This window comes from Pseudomonas sp. KB-10 (genome assembly GCF_018221585.1).
Lineage (GTDB): Bacteria > Pseudomonadota > Gammaproteobacteria > Pseudomonadales > Pseudomonadaceae > Aquipseudomonas > Aquipseudomonas yangonensis.
Window position 1 is genome coordinate 124,343 of record NZ_QYYB01000005.1, and the last position, 18,268, is coordinate 142,610.

Sequence of the window (18,268 nt, forward strand, 5' to 3'; positions counted from 1 at the left end):
CAAGTGGTCCGTGAACGGGGCAGAACCCGCGCGTTTCGTATGGTCGCCCGGCGCGGCGCTGGGGTAGACTCGGCAGTCCCTCAAAGCCCGAACGCCTGCGAAATCGCCATGCTCGAACAGTACGTGAAGAAGACCCTCACCTCGCGCGTCTACGACGTCGCGGTGGAAACCCCGCTGCAACCCGCCCGTCAGCTCAGCGAGCGACTGGGCAGCCAGATTCTGCTCAAGCGCGAGGATCTGCAGCCGGTCTACTCGTTCAAGATTCGTGGCGCCTACAACAAGCTGGCACAACTGTCCGCCGAAGAGCTGGCGCGCGGCGTGGTCACTGCCTCGGCCGGCAACCACGCCCAGGGGCTGGCGCTGGCCGCCAAGCATCTGGGAGTCAAGGCGACCATCGTCATGCCGCGTACCACCCCGGAGCTCAAGGTGCAGGGCGTGCGTTCGCGGGGCGGCAAGGTTGTGCTGCACGGCGATGCCTTTCCCGAGGCGCTGGCGCATTCGCTGAAACTGGTGGAAGAAAAGGGCTACACCTACATCCACCCCTACGACGATCCGCTGGTGATCGCCGGGCAGGGCACGGTGGCCATGGAGATCCTGCGTCAGCATCAGGGCCATATCGACGCCATCTTCGTGCCGGTTGGCGGTGGTGGTCTGATCGCCGGCATCGCGGCGTACGTCAAATACCTGCGCCCGGAAATCAAGGTCATCGGCGTCGAGCCGGACGATTCCAATTGCCTGCAGCAGGCCATGGCTGCAGGCGAGCGCGTGATGCTGCCGACGGTCGGACTGTTCGCCGACGGTGTGGCGGTGGCGCAAATCGGCCAGCACACCTTCGATATCTGCAAGGATCACGTCGACGAGGTGATCACCGTCAGCACCGACGAGATCTGCGCAGCGATCAAGGACATCTACGACGACACCCGCTCGATCACCGAGCCGGCCGGTGCGCTGGCCGTGGCCGGGATCAAGAAGTACGTGGAGCGTGAAGGCGGTCAGGGACAGGTGCTGGTGGGCATCGACTCCGGCGCCAACGTCAACTTCGACCGTCTGCGCCATGTGGCCGAGCGTGCCGAGCTGGGCGAGAAGCGCGAGGCGATCATCGCCGTGACCATCCCCGAACAGCCCGGCAGCTTCAAGGCCTTCTGCGAGGCGGTGGGCAAGCGCCAGATCACCGAGTTCAACTACCGCTACCACACCGACCGCGAGGCGCACATCTTCGTCGGTGTGCAGACCCACCCGGAGAGCGACCCGCGCCAGGCGCTGGTCGAGGGGCTGCGTGCACAGGGCTTCCCGGTGCTGGATCTGACCGACAACGAGCTGGCCAAGCTGCATATCCGCCATATGGTCGGTGGCCATGCCGCAGGTGTCGGCGACGAGATGGTGCTGCGCTTCGAATTCCCCGAGCGGCCCGGGGCGCTGTTCAACTTCCTGCAGAAGCTGGGCGGGCGCTGGAATATCTCGATGTTCCACTACCGTAACCATGGTGCCGCCGACGGGCGTGTGTTGGCCGCGCTGCAGGTGCCGCAAGACGAACGCCACCTGGTGCCGGCAGCGCTGGATGCCATCGGCTATCCGTACTGGGACGAAAGCGACAACCCGGCTTTTCGCCTGTTTCTCGGCTGAACAAGGATTTCGTGATGGAACACTATCTGCTGGTTCGCATCCTCCACAGCGCGCCCGGCGTGTTGTTGCTGCTTGGCCTGATCGCCCACGGCGTCATGCTGTTCAAGGCGCAGCGCGGTGGTGATGCCGCCGTGCTGGCGCGCAAGCTGCGCGTGACCCTGCTATTCAGCTTCCCGGCGTTCGCCGTGCTGGCGCTGAGCCTGCCGGTCACCGGCTACTGGCTGGTGGACACCGCAGGCTGGCCGCTGGGGCAGACCTGGCTGTTGCTGGGCAGCATTCTCTACGCGGTGATGATGCTGATCGGCCTGCTGCTGGCCGGTCGTCTGGCTGCCTGGCGTGCGCTGGGCGATACGCCGGCGCCGCCAGCGCTGAAGCGTCTTTGCCTGATCTATGCCGGGCTGATCCTGGTGCTACTGATCGTCATCATGGCGCTGATGGGTGCGAAGCCGGTTTGAAGCAGCCGCAGAGCGGCTTCTGATGACCCTCTCCCATTTATGGGAGAGGGTGCCCGAAGGGCGGGAGAGGGCTTGTGGTTCGATGATTCTCGCGATTGTCGCTGTAGCAAGCTTCGCGGCTGAAGCCGCTCCTACAACTGCGTGTTCAGGGCTTCATCTCAACGCAGCGAGATCACCGGCCAGCCGCGCTCGATGGCGGTAGCGCGCAGCACCTCGTCCGGGTCGACCGCCACCGGGTTGGCCACGGCCTCGAGTAGCGGCAGGTCATTGCGCGAGTCGCTATAGAAGTAGGCGCCATCGAGGCTGTAACCCGTCTCTGCCAGCCACTCGTTCAGGCGGGTCACCTTGCCGCTTTGGTAGCACGGCGTGCCGGTGATCTGCCCGGTATAACGGCCGTCCAGCATGCCGCATTCGGTAGCGATCAGCGTCTCCACGCCGAGGCGCTCGGCGATGGGCTCGGTAACGAAGCGGTTGGTGGCGGTGATGATCACCAGCTTGTCGCCCGCCGCGCGGTGTTCGGCCAGCAGTGCCTCGCCCTTGGTCAGGATGATCGGCTCGATCACCTCGGCCATGAACTCGCGGTGCCACTGCGCCAGTTGCGCCATCTCACTGCGACCCAGAATGGCCTGGCCGAAATTCTGGTAGGCCACCACGTCCAGCTTGCCGGCGCAGTAATCGGCATAGAAGGCATCGTTGCGCGCCAGATACTCGGCTGCATCGACCAGGCCGCGCTGGCAGACGAATTCGCCCCAGCTGTGATCGCTGTCGCCAGCCAGCAGGGTGTTGTCGAGATCGAAAAGAGCCAAGCGCACGGTTTTCCACCTGTTCTGCAAATGTTTGGGGCGCGCCAGAATAGCCGCTTTGGCCGGGCTTTCCCACTGCCGCCAAACCCGCGTTGCTGCTGGACTCGGCTTTGTGGAACAATGCCGGAACTTGCGTGTACGAGGTTGCTTGCCGTGATCGACTCTGATGGTTTTCGCCCGAATGTCGGCATCATCCTGACCAATGATGTCGGCCAGGTGCTCTGGGCCCGGCGCATCAATCAGGACGCCTGGCAGTTCCCGCAAGGCGGCATCAATGATCGTGAGTCGCCGGAAGAGGCGCTTTACCGTGAACTGAACGAAGAGGTCGGCCTCGAAGAGCAGGATGTGAAGATCCTCGCCTGCACCCGCGGCTGGTTGCGTTATCGTCTGCCTCAGCGTCTGGTGCGTACGCATAGTCAGCCGCTGTGCATCGGGCAGAAGCAGAAGTGGTTCCTGCTGCGCCTGACCGCTGCCGAAGAGCGCGTGCGTATGGACCTGACCGGCAAGCCGGAGTTCGATGGCTGGCGTTGGGTCAGCTACTGGTACCCGCTGGGTCAGGTCGTTACATTCAAGCGTGAGGTGTATCGCCGTGCGCTCAAGGAACTCGCCCCGCGCCTGATAGTGCGCGACTGATACGGACCCCAATCGAGCATGCTCAATACGCTGCGCAAGATCGTCCAGGAAGTGAACGCCGCCAAGGATCTCAAGGCGGCGCTGACGATCATTGTGCAGCGCGTGAAAGAGGCCATGGGCAGCCAGGTCTGCTCGGTCTATTTGCTCGATCCGGAAACCAATCGCTTCGTGCTGATGGCCACCGACGGCCTCAACAAGCGCTCCATCGGCAAGGTCAGCATGGCGCCCAGCGAAGGCCTGGTGGGCCTGGTGGGCAGCCGCGAGGAGCCGCTGAACCTCGAAGATGCCGCCAGTCATCCCCGTTATCGCTACTTCGCCGAAACCGGCGAGGAGCGTTATGCCTCCTTCCTCGGTGCACCGATCATCCACCACCGCCGCGTGATGGGCGTGCTCGTCGTGCAGCAGAAGGAGCGCCGTCAGTTCGACGAGGGCGAAGAAGCCTTTCTGGTCACCATGAGCGCACAGCTCGCCGGGGTTATCGCCCACGCCGAGGCGACCGGCTCGATTCGCGGTCTGGGGCGCCAGGGCAAAGGCGTACAGGAGGCCAAGTTCGTCGGCGTGCCGGGCGCGCCGGGGGCGGCCGTAGGCACTGCGGTGGTGGTGCTGCCCCCGGCGGATCTGAATGTGGTACCGGATCGCAGCGTCGATGACATCGACGCCGAACTGGAGCTGTTCGACAAGGCGCTGGGCTGGGTGCGCGAGGACATGCAGGAGCTGTCCGAGAAACTCGCCACGCAGTTGCGCAAGGAAGAGCGCGCGCTGTTCGACGTGTACCTGATGATGCTCGACGATGCCGCCCTGGGTAACGAGGTGCGCAAGGTCATCAAGAGCGGCCAGTGGGCGCAGGGCGCCCTGCGTCAGGTGGTGCTCGATCACGTCAAACGCTTCGAACTGATGGACGATGCCTACCTGCGCGAGCGCGCCAGCGATGTGCGCGACCTGGGCCGGCGCCTGCTCGCCTACCTGCAGGAAGAGCGCAAGATTTCCCTGGTCTATCCCGACAACACCATCCTGGTCAGCGAGGAGCTTTCGCCGGCGATGCTCGGCGAGGTGCCGGAAGGCAAACTGGTCGGCCTGATTTCGGTGACCGGTTCGGGCAACTCCCACGTGGCGATCTTCGCCCGCGCCATGGGCATTCCCACGGTGATGGGCGTGGTCGACCTGCCGTATTCGAAGATCGACGGTATCAAGCTGATCGTCGATGGCTACCACGGCGAAGTCTTCACCAACCCCAGTGAGCTGCTGAGCAAGCAGTACGCCGACGTGGTCGAGGAGGAGCGCCAGCTCACCGAGGGGCTCGATGCCCTGCGCGCGCTGCCCTGCGAGACGCTTGACGGCCACCGCATGCCGCTGTGGGTCAACACCGGCCTGCTCGCCGACGTGGCCCGTGCCCAGCAGCGCGGCGCCGAGGGTGTCGGCCTGTACCGAACGGAAGTGCCGTTCATGATCAACGAGCGCTTCCCCAGCGAGAAGGAGCAGCTCGCCACCTACCGCGAACAGTTGCAGGCCTTCCACCCGTTGCCGGTGACCATGCGTACCCTGGATATCGGCGGCGACAAGGCGCTGTCCTACTTCCCGATCAAGGAAGAGAACCCCTTCCTCGGCTGGCGCGGCATCCGCGTCACCCTCGACCACCCGGAAATCTTCCTGGTGCAGACCCGCGCCATGCTCAAGGCCAGCGAGGGGCTGAACAATCTGCGCATCCTGTTGCCGATGATTTCCGGCACCCAGGAACTGGAAGAGGCGCTGCACCTGATTCACCGTGCCTGGGGTGAAGTGCGTGACGAAGGCACCGACGTGCCGCTGCCGCCTATCGGCGTGATGATCGAGATTCCCGCGGCGGTTTACCAGACGCGCGAACTGGCGCGCCAGGTGGACTTCCTCTCGGTGGGCTCCAACGACCTCACCCAGTACCTGCTGGCGGTCGACCGCAACAACCCGCGGGTCGCCGACCTCTATGACTTCCTCCACCCGGCGGTACTGCAGGCGCTGCAGAAGGTGGTCAACGACGCGCATCTCGAGGGCAAGCCGGTGAGCATCTGCGGCGAGATGGCCGGCGACCCCGCTGCGGCCGTCCTGCTGCTGGCCATGGGCTTCGATTCGCTGTCGATGAACGCCACCAACCTGCCCAAGGTGAAATGGCTGCTGCGTCAGGTCACCCAGAGCAAGGCCAAGGAGTTGCTCGGCCAGGTGATGACCATGGACAACCCGCACCTGATCTACAGCACCCTGCACCTGGCGCTGCGCAATCTGGGCCTGGGTCGGGTGATCAACCCGGCGTCCAATATCCAGGCCTGATTCGCATAAAGGTAGGAGCGAGCTCTGCTCGCGAACTCAGGCGACCTAAAAAGCTTCGCGAGCAGAGCTCGCTCCTACACGGAATTCATCCCTTTATTGGCGTTCCCGGATTGCATCGGTGCTATCTGTTCAACGTGACCTCGCCGAGCGCGACGCCATGAGGCCCAAAGCTGCGTTCGGTGATATTCCAGCGGCCGTTGCTGTGAAGATTCAGCACCGTACTGGCGCGGGTGCCGTAAGCCTCGCCGATGATGAAGGCAGTGGACAGCAGGCGCTCCGTCGCCAGCCCTACGCCCGTGTCCGGCAGCAGGTGATCGGCGGGTTGGCTTCTGTCGGCCAGCAGTTCCAGCAGCGCTTCATCCTTGGCCTCGAGACTATCGCTCAGGGCCTTTCGGGCTCGCAGCAGCTTTGGCCAGGGCGTGTCGAGATTGGCGTTGGACAGGCCATAGAACCCGCGCTCCAGTTGCCGAGGCCGTCCTTCCTGAGAATTGAAGTGCCAGAGTTGCTGGCGGTCGCCGACCAGCAGGTTGAAACCGGGATACTCGGCAGCGTCGCGCATGATCCTATCGAGATAGGCAGGCGCCGGATCCTGCCCCAGCAGATAATCGGCGGTCAGCGTGCCGCGTGAACGCGGGCCGGCGTTCTGCTTCAGGTCGCGGATATTGGTCAGCGCGGCGAAGCGGCCCTGAGCGGTGACGCCGAGCCAGGTGCCGCCTGCTTGCAGGTCGCGGCCGGCGAAAACGCCCGGGGCATCCTGCCATTCACTGAGCGCAGCGCTGGGGCGGGTATAGAACTCGTCGCGATTGGACGCCAGGCGCAGCACCCTTGGGCTTTCCGGCTGCCAGGCGAAGACGATCAGACACATGGAATCTCTCCATCAAGCGATCCTGGGTTTGATTACAACACTAATTTCACTCCGGCATCCAAAGCTCTATCAGTGATATGGCGGTGGTATTGCGTCAGTAATTTGATGTGAAGTATTTCTCATATGTGTAATTTGGGGTGGGGGCTATTTGATGACGGTTGGTGAGTTGTTCAGTCGCCAGCCACGATAAATGAGGCTTTCAAGGACGTTGATGTTAAAATGATGGCGTGCTTGTAAGCAATTGCTTACACGGAAAAAAGAGGTTAGCCATTCTTAATCCTGTGTGCCTTTAGTATTTTTCGCGGCCTTGAGGAGTGGTACTGAAATTACGGGAAGATTTCCTTGGAAATAATCGAAGCTGCTAGCATGAAAGAGCGTGCGAGAAAGAAGCTCGAGCGTGATGCCGGCGCTCTAATTATTGGCGCGTTGAATGACCCTAAGACCGTCGAGCTAATGTGTAACAGTGACGGTAAGCTTTGGCTTGAAAGATTAGGGCAGCCGATGGCTTACATCGGTGATATTAGGCCAGCGCAGGCCGAGTCTATTGTGAAAACTGTAGCGGGTTTTCACGGAAAGGAAGTGACGCGCAATAAGCCCTTGCTAGAGGGTGAATGGCCATTGGACGGCTCGCGTTTTGCGGGGCAGCTTCCTCCTGTCGTAAGTGCTGCCACGTTCGCGATTCGGAAGAAAGCCGTAGCAATTTATGACCTTAAGCATTATGTGGCTTCAGGTATCATGACTTTGGCTCAGTGCGATGCAATCAGATGTGCAGTTCGCGAACACCGGAACATCTTGGTTGTTGGGGGAACCGGTACCGGAAAGACTACGTTGGTTAATGCGATTATCAATGAGATGGTCACCGAATTTCCTAGTGAGCGTGTCTTTATTATCGAGGATACCGGTGAGATACAGTGTGCGGCGGCCAATTTCGTGCAGTACCACACCACCGTCGATGTGAGCATGACCCATCTGCTCAAGACCTCCCTGCGAATGCGGCCTGACCGCATTTTGGTGGGGGAGGTGCGTGGTGAAGAAGCGCTTGACCTTATAGATGCTTGGAATACCGGCCATCCTGGTGGTGCGGCGACTTTACACGCTAATAGTGCGAGTGAAGGGCTTACACGTCTGAAGTCGTTGGTGTCACGGAACAAATCGGCTCCTGCTGAAATAGAACCGCTGATAGGCGAGGCGGTTCATGTTGTCGTATCTATCGCCAGAACTCCAGAAGGCCGCCGCATCCAGGAAGTCTTAGAGGTTTCCGGGTACGAGAATGGCTGTTACATACTGCGCAACCTGTAAGGAACATACTTATATGCAAGTAAAATCACCGCTTTCCTGTTTCAATGCTGCGCTGTTCGGCTATATAGCGTTCAGTTTTCTGCTGCTGGCCTTGCTGGTTACGCCAGAACATGCTTTTGCGGCTTCCAGCGGTCAGGGTACTCTCCCGTACGAGGGGTGGCTGACCAGCTTGCGAGAGTCGGTAACCGGGCCAGTTGCCTTCGCTCTATCGATTATCGGCATCGTGGTCGCTGGTGGCGTACTCATCTTCGGTGGTGATCTGAACGGCTTCTTCCGTACCCTGATCTTCCTGGTGCTGGTGATGGCGCTGATCGTAGGTGCAAACAACGTCATGAAGAACTTCTTCGGTACCAGCGCTGAGTTGACCCAGTTACAACTTCCTCGGCAGGGTCAGCTAGTAGGTCAGGCTTAAAAACCATGGCACTGCGTACGATTCCCATTCGTCGTGCTGGTAACCGGGACAACTTGTTCATGGGGGGGGATCGTGAGCTGGTGATGTTCTCCGGGTTGCTTGCATTCGCGCTGATATTCAGTGCCCAAGAGTTGCGAGCGACCTTGGTAGGCTTGGTGTTGTGGTTTGGCTCGCTATTCATGCTTCGTGTAATGGCGAAGTCGGATGCCAAGATGCGCCATGTCTATCTGCGTCACCGGCGCTATAGGTCTTATTACCCGGCACGTAGTACACCGTTCAGGGAGAATCCCCCAAGTCAGGGAAGTCAATACAAATGATTGAAGGTATTGCATATACCATTGCAGCCCTCGGTGCCTTGCTGGTTCTCTTGCTGACTCAGCGCCTGTTGCAGGTAGATGCGGAGCTTAAGCTGAAGAGGCATCGCTCGACAGAAGCAGGCCTAGCTGATCTGCTAAACCATGCTGCGATGGTCGACGATGGTGTAATCGTTGGGAAAAATGGCGCGTTCATGGCTGCTTGGCTTTACAGGGGTGATGACAATGCCAGCAGCACCGAAGAACAACGCGAGCTGGTATCGCTGCGAATCAACCAGGCACTAGCGGGGCTGGGCAGCGGCTGGATGGTTCACGTCGATGCGGTCCGCCGCCCGGCGGCAAACTACTCCGCCAAAGGTGTATCCCATTTCGCTGATCGCCTTACCCTGGCCATCGATGAAGAGCGCAGATCGCTCTTTGAATCGCTGGGAACTATGTACGAAGGCTACTTCGTGCTCACCCTAACCTATTTCCCGCCGCTACTGGCCCAGCAGAAGTTCGTCGAGCTGATGTTCGACGACGACACCGCGCTTCCGGATGCGAAGGTTCGCACCCGCAATCTGATCGAGCAATTCAAGCGCGACTGCGCTAGCGTCGAGGGCAGTCTGTCCTCGGTGCTCAAGCTGACCCGCCTAAAGGGTAATCGTCAGGTAACCGAGGAAGGCCGGCAGATTACCCATGACGACTTCCTTAGCTGGCTGCAGTTCTGCATCACCGGTCTGAGCCAGCCAGTGCTGCTTCCCAGCAATCCGATGTACCTGGACGCAATCATCGGCGGCAAAGAACTCTGGGGTGGCGTGGTTCCCAAGATCGGTCGCAATTTCATCCAAGTGGTGGCCATCGAAGGTTTTCCCTTGGAATCAGCACCGGGCATCCTCGCTGCACTGGCCGAACTGCCCTGCGAATATCGCTGGTCCAGCCGTTTCATCTTCATGGATACCCATGAGGCAGTGGAGCATCTTGAGAAGTACCGCAAGAAGTGGAAGCAGAAGGTTCGAGGGTTCTTCGACCAAGTCTTCAACACCAACAACGGCAATATCGATCAGGATGCCCTGGCAATGGTCCAAGATGCCGCCGATGCCATAGCAGAGGTCAACAGCGGTCTGGTCGCGCAGGGCTACTACACCAGCGTGGTAGTGCTCATGGACGAAGATCGTGCCCGCCTCGAGGAATCCGCACGCAGCGTCGAGAAGGCTATCGAGCGTCTGGGTTTCGCTGCCCGCATAGAGTCGATCAATACCCTCGACGCTTATCTGGGCAGCCTCCCTGGGCACGGTGTGGAGAACGTACGACGTCCGTTGATCAATACGATGAACCTGGCCGACCTACTACCCACCAGCAGCATCTGGACCGGCAGCGCCGAGGCACCCTGTCCGCTCTATCCGCCTCTGTCGCCTGCGCTGATGCACTGCGTGACCAGCGGCGCGACTCCTTTCCGTCTCAACCTTCACGTGCGCGACCTGGGCCATACCTTCATGTTCGGGCCGACCGGCGCGGGCAAGTCGACCCACCTGGCGCTGATCGCGGCTCAGCTACGTCGCTATCAGGGCATGTCGATCTTCGCCTTCGACAAGGGGATGTCCATGTACCCGCTGGCGGCCGGTATCCGCGCCGAGAGTAACGGCCGTTCCGGCCGTCACTTCACGGTGGCTGCGGACGACGAGCGACTGGCCTTCTGCCCGCTGCAGTTCCTCGAAACCAAGGGGGATCGCGCCTGGGCGATGGAGTGGCTGGACACCGTGCTGGCACTCAATGGCCTGGAAACCACCGCAGCCCAACGCAACGAGATCGGCCATGCGGTTATGACCATGTACCGCGACGGCTCCCGTACCCTTTCCGAGTTCTGCATCATCGTGCAGGACGAGGCGGTCCGCGAGACCCTGCGCCAGTACACGGTGGATGGCACCATGGGGCACCTGCTCGACGCCGAGGAGGATGGGCTGGCGCTCTCCGACTTCACCGTATTCGAGATCGAGGAGTTGATGAATCTCGGCGACAAGTACGCCCTGCCGGTACTGTTGTACCTGTTCCGCCGCATCGAGTGTGCGCTCAAGGGCCAACCGGCGGTGATCATCCTCGATGAGGCATGGCTGATGCTTGGCCACCCAGCATTCCGCGAGAAAATCCGCGAATGGCTCAAGGTCCTGCGTAAGGCCAACTGTCTTGTACTGATGGCCACGCAGAGCCTGTCGGATGCGGCGAACTCCGGAATCCTCGACGTCATCGTCGAGTCCACCGCAACCAAGATTTTCCTGCCCAATGTCTATGCCCGCGACGAGGACACTGCCGCCCTCTACCGGCGGATGGGCCTGAACGCCCGGCAGATCGAGATTCTCGCCACCGCCGTTCCCAAGCGCCAGTACTACTACGTTTCGGAGAATGGTCGACGCCTCTACGACCTGGCCCTGGGGCCGCTGGCGCTGGCCTTCGTCGGCGCCTCCGATAAAGACTCGGTGGCTGCCATCAAGCGCCTGGAAGCCAAATATGGCAACGGCTGGGTGACGGAATGGCTGGCCTCCCGGGGCCTGAGACTCAATGATTATGGAGTGGCCGCATGAGCCTCGCTGACAGCATCAAGGGACTGATTTTCAAACGTCCCGCCAATGCTCCCGCCAAGGCGGGTGCACCTCGGGGCGCCGTCCTCGACAATCCCTACCTGACCGCTCGCCGCACCTGGAACGAGCATGTGGGCAGCGTTGTTACCTCTCGCCAGTCCTGGCAGGTGGTGGGCATTCTCTCGATGATGGTCGCCCTCGCCGGCGTCGGCGGCATCATCCATATCGGTAGCCAATCGAAGTTCGTGCCCTACGTGGTGGAAGTCGACAAGCTCGGCCAGCCCATGGCCGTGGCCCCCGCCCAGGTGGCTGCGCCGGTCGACCTGCGCGTGCTCAAATCGCAGGTGGCATCCTTCGTCGCCGATGCACGCACGGTCACTCCCGATGTGGCACTGCAGCGCAAGTCCATCTTCCGCCTCTACGCACTGCTGTCGCCCAATGATCCTGCGACTCAAAAAATGAACGAATGGCTCAACGGCACCAAGGAGTCGAGCCCCTTCGTGCGCGCCGCCGAGGAAACTGTCAGCATCGACATTCGCTCGGTCATGCAGCAGACCCCGGAAACCTGGCAGGTGGATTGGGAAGAAGTCACCCGCGACCGTCAGGGCCTGCTCAAGGGCAAGGCCACTTGGCGCGCCCTAGTGACCACTTACATAGCCGAACCCACTACTCAAACCAGTGAAGAACAAGTGCGGATGAATCCTATTGGGACATTTGTTCGCGATTTCTCCTGGTCCAAGCAACTCTGAAGGAACGACCATGAACCGTTACTTTTGTGCCATGTTCGCGGCGCTCCTGCCCGCGTTCGCGCAGGCGTCGCCAGGAGCTAGCGAAGCCGACCTGTACTTCTCCGATACCAACCCGACCCTGACGCCTCAGGAGCGCGCGGCGCTTGCGATCTCAGAACGTTGGCAGCAAGCCAGCGCCACTGGTATCAAGCCAGTGGACGGCGGTGATGGCACAGTCCGCTTCATCTACGGCGCACAGCAGCCGAGCATTGTCTGTGCGGTGCTGCAGGTTTGCGACATCGCCCTTCAAGCCGGTGAACAGGTCAACTCCATCAATCTCGGCGACACCGCGCGCTGGACAATCGAGCCGGCGATCACGGGTGTGGGCGACACCGAGGTTCAGCACCTGATCGTCAAACCGATGGACGTTGGCCTGGAGACCTCTCTGGTTGTCACAACCAACCGCCGCACCTATCACTTCAAGCTGCGTTCGCACCGCACCCAGTACATGCCGCAAGTAGCCTTCACCTATCCGGAAGAGGCCCTGGCCAAGTGGAGCCTGATCAAGAAGCGCGAAACGGAGGCGCGCAACAAGGCGACCATTCCGGAGACCGGTGAATACCTGGGCAACCTGAGCTTCGATTACAGTCTCGACGGCAAGGCCCCCTGGAAGCCAGTGCGGGTCTACAACGACGGCAGCAAGACGATCATCCAGATGCCGCGCGCATTGGCTCAGACCGAGGCGCCGACCCTGCTAGTCGTACGCAAGGATGGCGGCTGGTTCAGCGATGATGAAACGGTGATGGTCAACTATCGCGTCCAGGGTGATCGCTACATCATCGACACTGTCTTCGATAAGGCGATCCTCATTGCAGGCGTCGGCAAGTCGCAGGACCGCATCACCATCCAGCGGGGTAAATGACGATGCGCGCATGGATTGCACTCTTCGCCTGCCTCTGGCTCGCCGCTTGCGCAAACGGTCCCTATGGCAACTTCGCCGAGCACAGTACGCCGGCGATCAACCAGCAGTTGGCCAGCGCCACCGTTCGCCAATTGGCCACCTTGCACCCGCCTGCCCAAACACGCCTGCAGATCGCTCAGGAAACTACCGACGGTTACGGTATCGCCCTGGTGCGCTCGTTGCGGGATTCGGGCTATTCGCTGCAGGAGTTCAACCTCCAGGCCAAGGCTGCGGAAAAGCCGGCCAGCACGGATGTACCGCTGCAGGTCAATTACATCGTCGACACCCCCAACGATGGCAATCTCTACCGAGTCACCCTGCTGGTGGGACGCGAGACCCTCAGCCGTGCCTACATCGTACAGAACGACCGGCTGCAGGCGGCCGGTGTCTGGGTACGTAAGGAGTAACGTGCGATGAGTAGCAAGAACGACGCGATGTCTCCCGACGCATCACCCGGTACACTCAGTCGTAATAGCGGTGTGCGCCGGGTCAACAACTGGCCGATGTACATCATCGGCGGTGCCGCTATGGTGTTCCTGCTGATCATGCTGCTGGTCGCGGCTGACCGTGCCGAGCAGCAGAACAAGCCTGCGGAGAAGAATGCGGAAAAGGCCGGTAATAGCAGCCTGTTCGCCCAGCAGATCCGGGGCATCGACCTGGATGGGATCGTGCCCGAGAAGGAAGAGCCGCTGGTCGTGCCCACGCTGGAAGAAAAGCCGGTGCAGCAACCGGCGGAGCTACAAGTGGTGCGCCCGACCGATCTTGACGCTCCACCGCTGCCTCCTCGCGAGCTTCCACCGAACATCGATGCCGATGAGTTGGAACGCATCCGCCGCATGAAAATGCAACAGTTCCAGGAGGCCGTGCGTGCGCGCAGCACCGTCCAGGCCGACGCGCCGCGCAGCCGTGCCAGCTCAGGTGAATCAGCCAATGGCCCGATCAGCCAACAGGATGCTCTGGCCCGAATCGCGGCCGCTCGGCAGCGAGTACAGGAGCAATCCCATAGTGACCCTACCGCCGCTTACAAGGCGCGCCTGGCTGAGCTACGCGCTGCGGGTGTAGGAGACAGCAGTGGTGCGGGAGGTAGCTCAGCCGGTGAATCCCCCTTCTTGGTGAGGACCGGTGGAGGAGCCGGCAACGATTACAACCAGTTCGGCAACCAGAGTTCCGAGGACCGGTGGCGGCTAGGCTCCAGTGCCGAAGCACCACGCACACCCTACGAGCTACGTGCAGGTTTTGTCATGCCGGCCACGCTGATTTCTGGAATCAACTCCGAACTGCCGGGGCAGATCATCGCTCAGGTCGCGCAAGGTGTGTACGACACACCCACCGGCAAGCATCTGCTGGTTCCTCAGGGGTCGCGCCTGGTTGGTTCCTATTCCAGTGACGTGGCCTATGGTCAGTCGCGGGTGCTGGTGGCTTGGCAGCGCATCGTCTTCCCCGATGGCAAGGCGATGGATATTGGCTCAATGCCGGGTGCTGACAGTGCCGGTTATTCGGGCCTGCATGACAAAGTCAACAATCACTATCTGCGTATCTTCGGCTCCGCCTTTCTCATGTCGGGAATCGTTGCTGGTATCAGCCTAAGTCAGGACAGCAGCGACAGTGGAACCGGTGACCGCGTAACCGCGAGTAGCGCCATGAGCGAGGCACTGGGGCAGCAACTGGGGCAGGTAACTGCGCAGATGATCGCAAAGAACCTCAACATCGCACCGACCATTGAAATCCGTCCGGGTTATCGCTTCAACGTGATGGTCACCAAAGACATGACGTTCTCGAAGCCTTACCAGGCTTTCGACTACTGAAACACTTGCCAAGGAGAGCAAGATGAAGTCTATGCCCTTGTTTAAAGCCGCCATTCCGTTCTTGGCCGGTCTCGGATTCACCCTGCAGGCTCACGCCGGTATCCCGGTCATTGATGGAGCCAACCTCACCAATAACGTGATGACCGCCTTCGAGAGCGTTGCGCAAACCCTCAAGCAGATCGAGGAGTACGCCCAGCAGGTCGAGCAATACAAGACCCAGTTGGACCAGTACGAGAACATGCTCCAGAACACGGCAGCGCCTGCAGCCTATATATGGGATCAGGCTAACGCGACCATTAATAAGCTGATGCAGGCACAAGACATGCTCAGCTACTACACAAACCAGGCGGGGAGCCTGGAGTCCTATTTAGCTAAGTATCAAGACATTAATTACTACAGGGACTCATCCTGTTTTCAGCTAGGTGGCTGTTCGGACAGCGATAAGACGGCAATGGAGAAAAAGGATGACTTGCACTCCGAGGCGCAGAAGCATGCCAATGACGCCATGTTCAAAGGAATTGCACAACAACAGGAAAACCTGAAAACGGACGCGCGACAGCTTGAGAGACTGCAAGCTGCGGCAAGTACTGCTGATGGTCAGGTCAAAGCCATTCAATACGCTAACCAGATCGCTAGTCAGCAAGCCAACCAATTGCTACAGATTCGCGGCCTGATGCTAGCGCAGCAAAATGCTCTAGCTGCAAAAGCTGCCGCAGAGCAGGATCAGCAAGCGCGAAACACTGCGGCGGAGCGGAACATGTCCGGCGGCAGTTATAAAAAACCGAGTCCACAAACCTGGTAAGGAGTCACCACCATGACAGCTATTGCCCAGTCCGTTGCCATTCTCATGGCCGTATTCACTCTGAGCGCATGCGACAAAGGGAATACCGACTACGAGGTCAATGATAAAAACTGCTCTACCGAGCATTATCAAAAGCTTCCGGAAGGTTCCAAGCGAGATGCATTGGTCGAGGGGTGCATGTCGCGGTGATTCGGAACATGCCTGCGTCTCAATTTCGCTGGTTGTGGCTGCTGATGGCAACACTGCTAGCAGGTTGTCTGGAAGAGGAAGAACGGCTAATAGAGGCGAGCTCGGAGACGTGTTCATCCGCATACTGGAAAACGCTGGCGGCAGGCAATGCCCGAGACGACCTAGTCGAACGATGCATGACCAGAGGTGGTTACAAGCATCGCGAACCGCAGACCTTCTGATGGGACTGGCAGGAAGATATGAACTTTAAGAAGGGATACTCAACTATTGCATCTCTTGTCATGGGAACTGCTGTATTGCTCTTGGCAGTTCACGCCCAAGCCGCTGAATCTGCGCCAGATATCGGTTTCTTCGATACTATCCTTCAGCGTTTCAGCGATGCCGCCAGTGGATGGCGAACCATTATCAGCTCTGCCGCCAGCCGTCTTTTTTGGATTCTGGCGACCATTAGCATGGTTTGGACTTTTGGACTGATGGCACTACGCAAAGCCGATATCGGCGAGTTCTTTGCGGAAATGATTCGTTTCATCATGTTCACAGGATTCTTCTGGTGGTTGCTAGAGAACGGCCCGCAGTATGCCGACTCTCTGGTGAAGTCGTTGTCCAAGTTGGGCGCGCAAGCCGGTGGTCTGCCTGTCTATAACGACAAAATCGGCCTGACACCTTCCGGCATAGTACAACTGGGTTTCGATATATTCGCCAAGATTGTGGACAATATGTCGTTCTGGCCTAGCAAGCTGGCGTTCAATATTGCAGGCGTTCTCATGGGATTAGCGATTCTTATGACGCTCGTAGTGATCGGCATTAATATGTTGCTGCTGACCATTTCTGCTTGGGTTCTGGCATACGCAGGAATATTTTTTCTTGGCTTCGGCGGCTCCCGCTGGACTTCGGATCTTGCGATCAATTACTTCAAGACGGTTCTGGGGTTTGCTGTGCAGATCTTAGCTATGTTGCTCTTGCTATCTGTTGGTAAGACATTCTTGGACCAGTATTACGCAGCATTGGCCGCTGACATTAATGGCGCAAATCTGAAGGCAATGGCCGCTTTGCTAGTTTGTTGTATTGTCCTCATGGCACTCATTGCGAAGATTCCTCCAATGCTGGCTGGAATTATCAATGGCTCAAGTGTCGGAGGCGGGGGAATTGGCAACACGATGGCCTTCGCGACTCTCGCAGGCGCAGCGAGTATGGCGGCTTCAGCTGGAGCCGCAGCGTTTAGTGGTGGCGGCTCCGCTATTGCATCCGGCGCAGCTAACATGATGGGCGGTGCCCAATCCATGTACTCGGCATTTAAGAGTGCCCAATCCAACGTTGCTGCAGGAACCGATATCGCATCCCGTATGGCGGGTGCATTCGGCGGAGGTGGCAGTGGTGTAGGCGTAGGTGCCGGTGGTGGCGCGAGCCCCCTGGGTGCCGCCATGGGGCTGGCATCTGCAGCCTCCGGCGGTATGGGAGGAGGCGCCTCTGCAATGTCGGTGATGACCACGTCTGGTGGTGAGGCGTCCGGCGGTGGCTCGGCGGGTGGTGCCTCCGATAGCGGCGCTGGCTCCATGGCCCAAGCAGCTGACGCCGGCGGAGGTTCATCGTCCGATGGTGGCGGCGCCAGCGGAGATAGTGGTTCATCATCCGGTAGCGGCAGTGCGCAGTCTGTAGCCGATTCAACTGGCGGCCAGTCCGGCAGTGGTTCCGGCAGCGGCTCCTCCTCCAGCAAGATGGGAGCCGCGGGGCGTATCGCCCTGGACATGGGCGCCAACCTGGTCGCCGGGGCGGGCCGTATGGCGCAGTCGCGCATCGACAAAACCATGGGCGGGCGGCTCGCCGCGGAAATCTCCAACCCCGGCGCCAGCAAACAACCGGCGGGCCTGGACACGAGTTCGTCCAGCCGCAACTTCGACCCGGCCTCCGAAGTGGCAGCCTACCGCGACAGCAAACAGGAAAACAGTTGAACAAGGAGTGCTTATGACTATTGCCAAAATTCTCCCGGCGGCCATGCTGGCTGTCAGCTTCACCATCGCCCTTCCGGCCCAGGCCAAGGATCCGTGCGCCACTGTGCTGTGCATGTGGGGCAAACTCAAGGGCGCCGGCACGGTGGAAAATTGTGACGGCCCGGTCGCCGACTACTTCGACATCGTCAAGAAGAAGAAAGGCAAGATCAAACTGAGCCAGACGGCGGATGCGCGACAGTCATTCCTCGACAGTTGTCCGGCGGCCGATTCGGGTGCGACCAAGGCGATTAACAATAAGTTCGGTAAGGTCATCTAAGGCCCGGCTGCGACGCCTTTCGTTGCCGACGTTCCGCCACCCGCCCTGAGCGAGCTGGTTGCCTGTTCGATCATGCGAGCTGCCAGTGATGGAGCCCGTGATCGCAGGCGTCACGGAGGCCGTCGGCGAGCGCCAAGAGCCTCCCGCCGGGGAGCGAAATGAAACAGAAATCCGCCTCGATGCAGATGCAGGGAGAGATCGATTGAACCGCTCGACTACCGGTACGCCGCCCGCCCGCACTTCGCGCTGGAGCCAAAGCCT

The 18,268-nt window shown here is 60.0% G+C and carries 18 protein-coding genes; 16 read left to right on the forward strand and 2 right to left on the reverse strand.

The annotated features are described in order from the left end of the window. The first annotated feature begins 39 nt into the window (after positions 1-39). Both ilvA and DXK50_RS15305 read left to right on the forward strand, forming a co-directional pair. Positions 40-1,623, forward strand: coding sequence for a threonine ammonia-lyase, biosynthetic (ilvA, locus tag DXK50_RS15300; RefSeq protein ID WP_212630904.1), 1,584 nt, complete (start codon positions 40-42; stop codon positions 1,621-1,623). A 14-nt stretch (positions 1,624-1,637) separates the two neighbouring features. After that, positions 1,638-2,078, forward strand: coding sequence for a DUF2269 domain-containing protein (locus DXK50_RS15305; RefSeq protein ID WP_161866139.1), 441 nt, complete (start codon positions 1,638-1,640; stop codon positions 2,076-2,078). Positions 2,079-2,236: 158 nt separating this feature from the next. Here DXK50_RS15305 and DXK50_RS15310 read toward each other — a convergent pair whose 3' ends face one another. Then, positions 2,237-2,890 (reverse strand): histidinol-phosphatase, encoded by a 654-nt coding sequence (locus tag DXK50_RS15310; RefSeq protein ID WP_212630905.1) that lies wholly within the window; start codon positions 2,888-2,890, stop codon positions 2,237-2,239. A gap of 144 nt (positions 2,891-3,034) precedes the next feature. Here DXK50_RS15310 and DXK50_RS15315 point away from each other — a divergent pair, with 144 nt between their 5' ends. Then, positions 3,035-3,514: an RNA pyrophosphohydrolase gene (locus DXK50_RS15315; protein WP_161866137.1), complete on the forward strand. Its 480-nt coding sequence runs from the start codon at positions 3,035-3,037 to the stop codon at positions 3,512-3,514. 18 nt (positions 3,515-3,532) lie between these two features. Beyond that, a complete protein-coding gene (gene ptsP / locus DXK50_RS15320) occupies positions 3,533-5,812 on the forward strand; it encodes a phosphoenolpyruvate--protein phosphotransferase (protein ID WP_161866136.1) in 2,280 nt (759 codons plus the stop codon). Positions 5,813-5,933: 121 nt separating this feature from the next. On the opposite strand, the gene DXK50_RS15325 is transcribed toward ptsP, so the two are convergent. Beyond that, entirely contained in the window at positions 5,934-6,677 is a 744-nt protein-coding gene (locus DXK50_RS15325; protein ID WP_212630906.1) for an NRDE family protein, read from the reverse strand. A gap of 342 nt (positions 6,678-7,019) precedes the next feature. On the opposite strand from DXK50_RS15325, the gene trbB reads away from it, so the two are divergent. The 12 genes from trbB (at position 7,020) to DXK50_RS15385 (ending at position 18,007) form a co-directional block, all read left to right on the forward strand. Further along, a complete protein-coding gene (gene trbB, locus DXK50_RS15330) occupies positions 7,020-7,976 on the forward strand; it encodes a P-type conjugative transfer ATPase TrbB (RefSeq protein WP_249186884.1) in 957 nt (318 codons plus the stop codon). Positions 7,977-7,989: 13 nt separating this feature from the next. Then, complete coding sequence (locus DXK50_RS15335; RefSeq protein ID WP_212630907.1) at positions 7,990-8,388, forward strand: TrbC/VirB2 family protein; 399 nt, start codon at positions 7,990-7,992, stop codon at positions 8,386-8,388. Positions 8,389-8,393: 5 nt separating this feature from the next. Further along, positions 8,394-8,705: a conjugal transfer protein TrbD gene (locus DXK50_RS15340; protein WP_212630908.1), complete on the forward strand. Its 312-nt coding sequence runs from the start codon at positions 8,394-8,396 to the stop codon at positions 8,703-8,705. Further along, positions 8,702-11,260, forward strand: coding sequence for a VirB4 family type IV secretion/conjugal transfer ATPase (locus DXK50_RS15345; RefSeq protein ID WP_212630909.1), 2,559 nt, complete (start codon positions 8,702-8,704; stop codon positions 11,258-11,260). Before DXK50_RS15340 ends, DXK50_RS15345 begins: the two co-directional genes overlap by 4 nt. Continuing rightward, positions 11,257-12,006: a conjugal transfer protein TrbF gene (locus DXK50_RS15350; protein WP_212630910.1), complete on the forward strand. Its 750-nt coding sequence runs from the start codon at positions 11,257-11,259 to the stop codon at positions 12,004-12,006. Before DXK50_RS15345 ends, DXK50_RS15350 begins: the two co-directional genes overlap by 4 nt. A gap of 10 nt (positions 12,007-12,016) precedes the next feature. After that, positions 12,017-12,907 carry a P-type conjugative transfer protein TrbG gene (gene trbG / locus DXK50_RS15355; RefSeq protein WP_212630911.1) on the forward strand — a complete coding sequence of 297 codons (891 nt, stop codon included), beginning with the start codon at positions 12,017-12,019 and terminating at the stop codon, positions 12,905-12,907. 2 nt (positions 12,908-12,909) lie between these two features. Further along, positions 12,910-13,353: a conjugal transfer protein TrbH gene (locus DXK50_RS15360; protein WP_249186885.1), complete on the forward strand. Its 444-nt coding sequence runs from the start codon at positions 12,910-12,912 to the stop codon at positions 13,351-13,353. Positions 13,354-13,359: 6 nt separating this feature from the next. Further along, positions 13,360-14,751 (forward strand): TrbI/VirB10 family protein, encoded by a 1,392-nt coding sequence (locus tag DXK50_RS15365; protein WP_212630913.1) that lies wholly within the window; start codon positions 13,360-13,362, stop codon positions 14,749-14,751. Positions 14,752-14,773: 22 nt separating this feature from the next. Continuing rightward, the gene (gene trbJ, locus DXK50_RS15370; protein ID WP_212630914.1) at positions 14,774-15,553 is read left to right on the forward strand and encodes a P-type conjugative transfer protein TrbJ; all 780 of its coding nucleotides are present in this window, start codon (positions 14,774-14,776) and stop codon (positions 15,551-15,553) included. 12 nt (positions 15,554-15,565) lie between these two features. Beyond that, positions 15,566-15,742 (forward strand): entry exclusion lipoprotein TrbK, encoded by a 177-nt coding sequence (trbK, locus tag DXK50_RS15375; protein ID WP_212630915.1) that lies wholly within the window; start codon positions 15,566-15,568, stop codon positions 15,740-15,742. A 239-nt stretch (positions 15,743-15,981) separates the two neighbouring features. Next, positions 15,982-17,691: a P-type conjugative transfer protein TrbL gene (gene trbL, locus DXK50_RS25210; protein ID WP_212630916.1), complete on the forward strand. Its 1,710-nt coding sequence runs from the start codon at positions 15,982-15,984 to the stop codon at positions 17,689-17,691. 13 nt (positions 17,692-17,704) lie between these two features. Then, positions 17,705-18,007: a TrbM/KikA/MpfK family conjugal transfer protein gene (locus DXK50_RS15385; protein ID WP_212630917.1), complete on the forward strand. Its 303-nt coding sequence runs from the start codon at positions 17,705-17,707 to the stop codon at positions 18,005-18,007. The last annotated feature ends 261 nt before the right edge of the window (positions 18,008-18,268 follow it).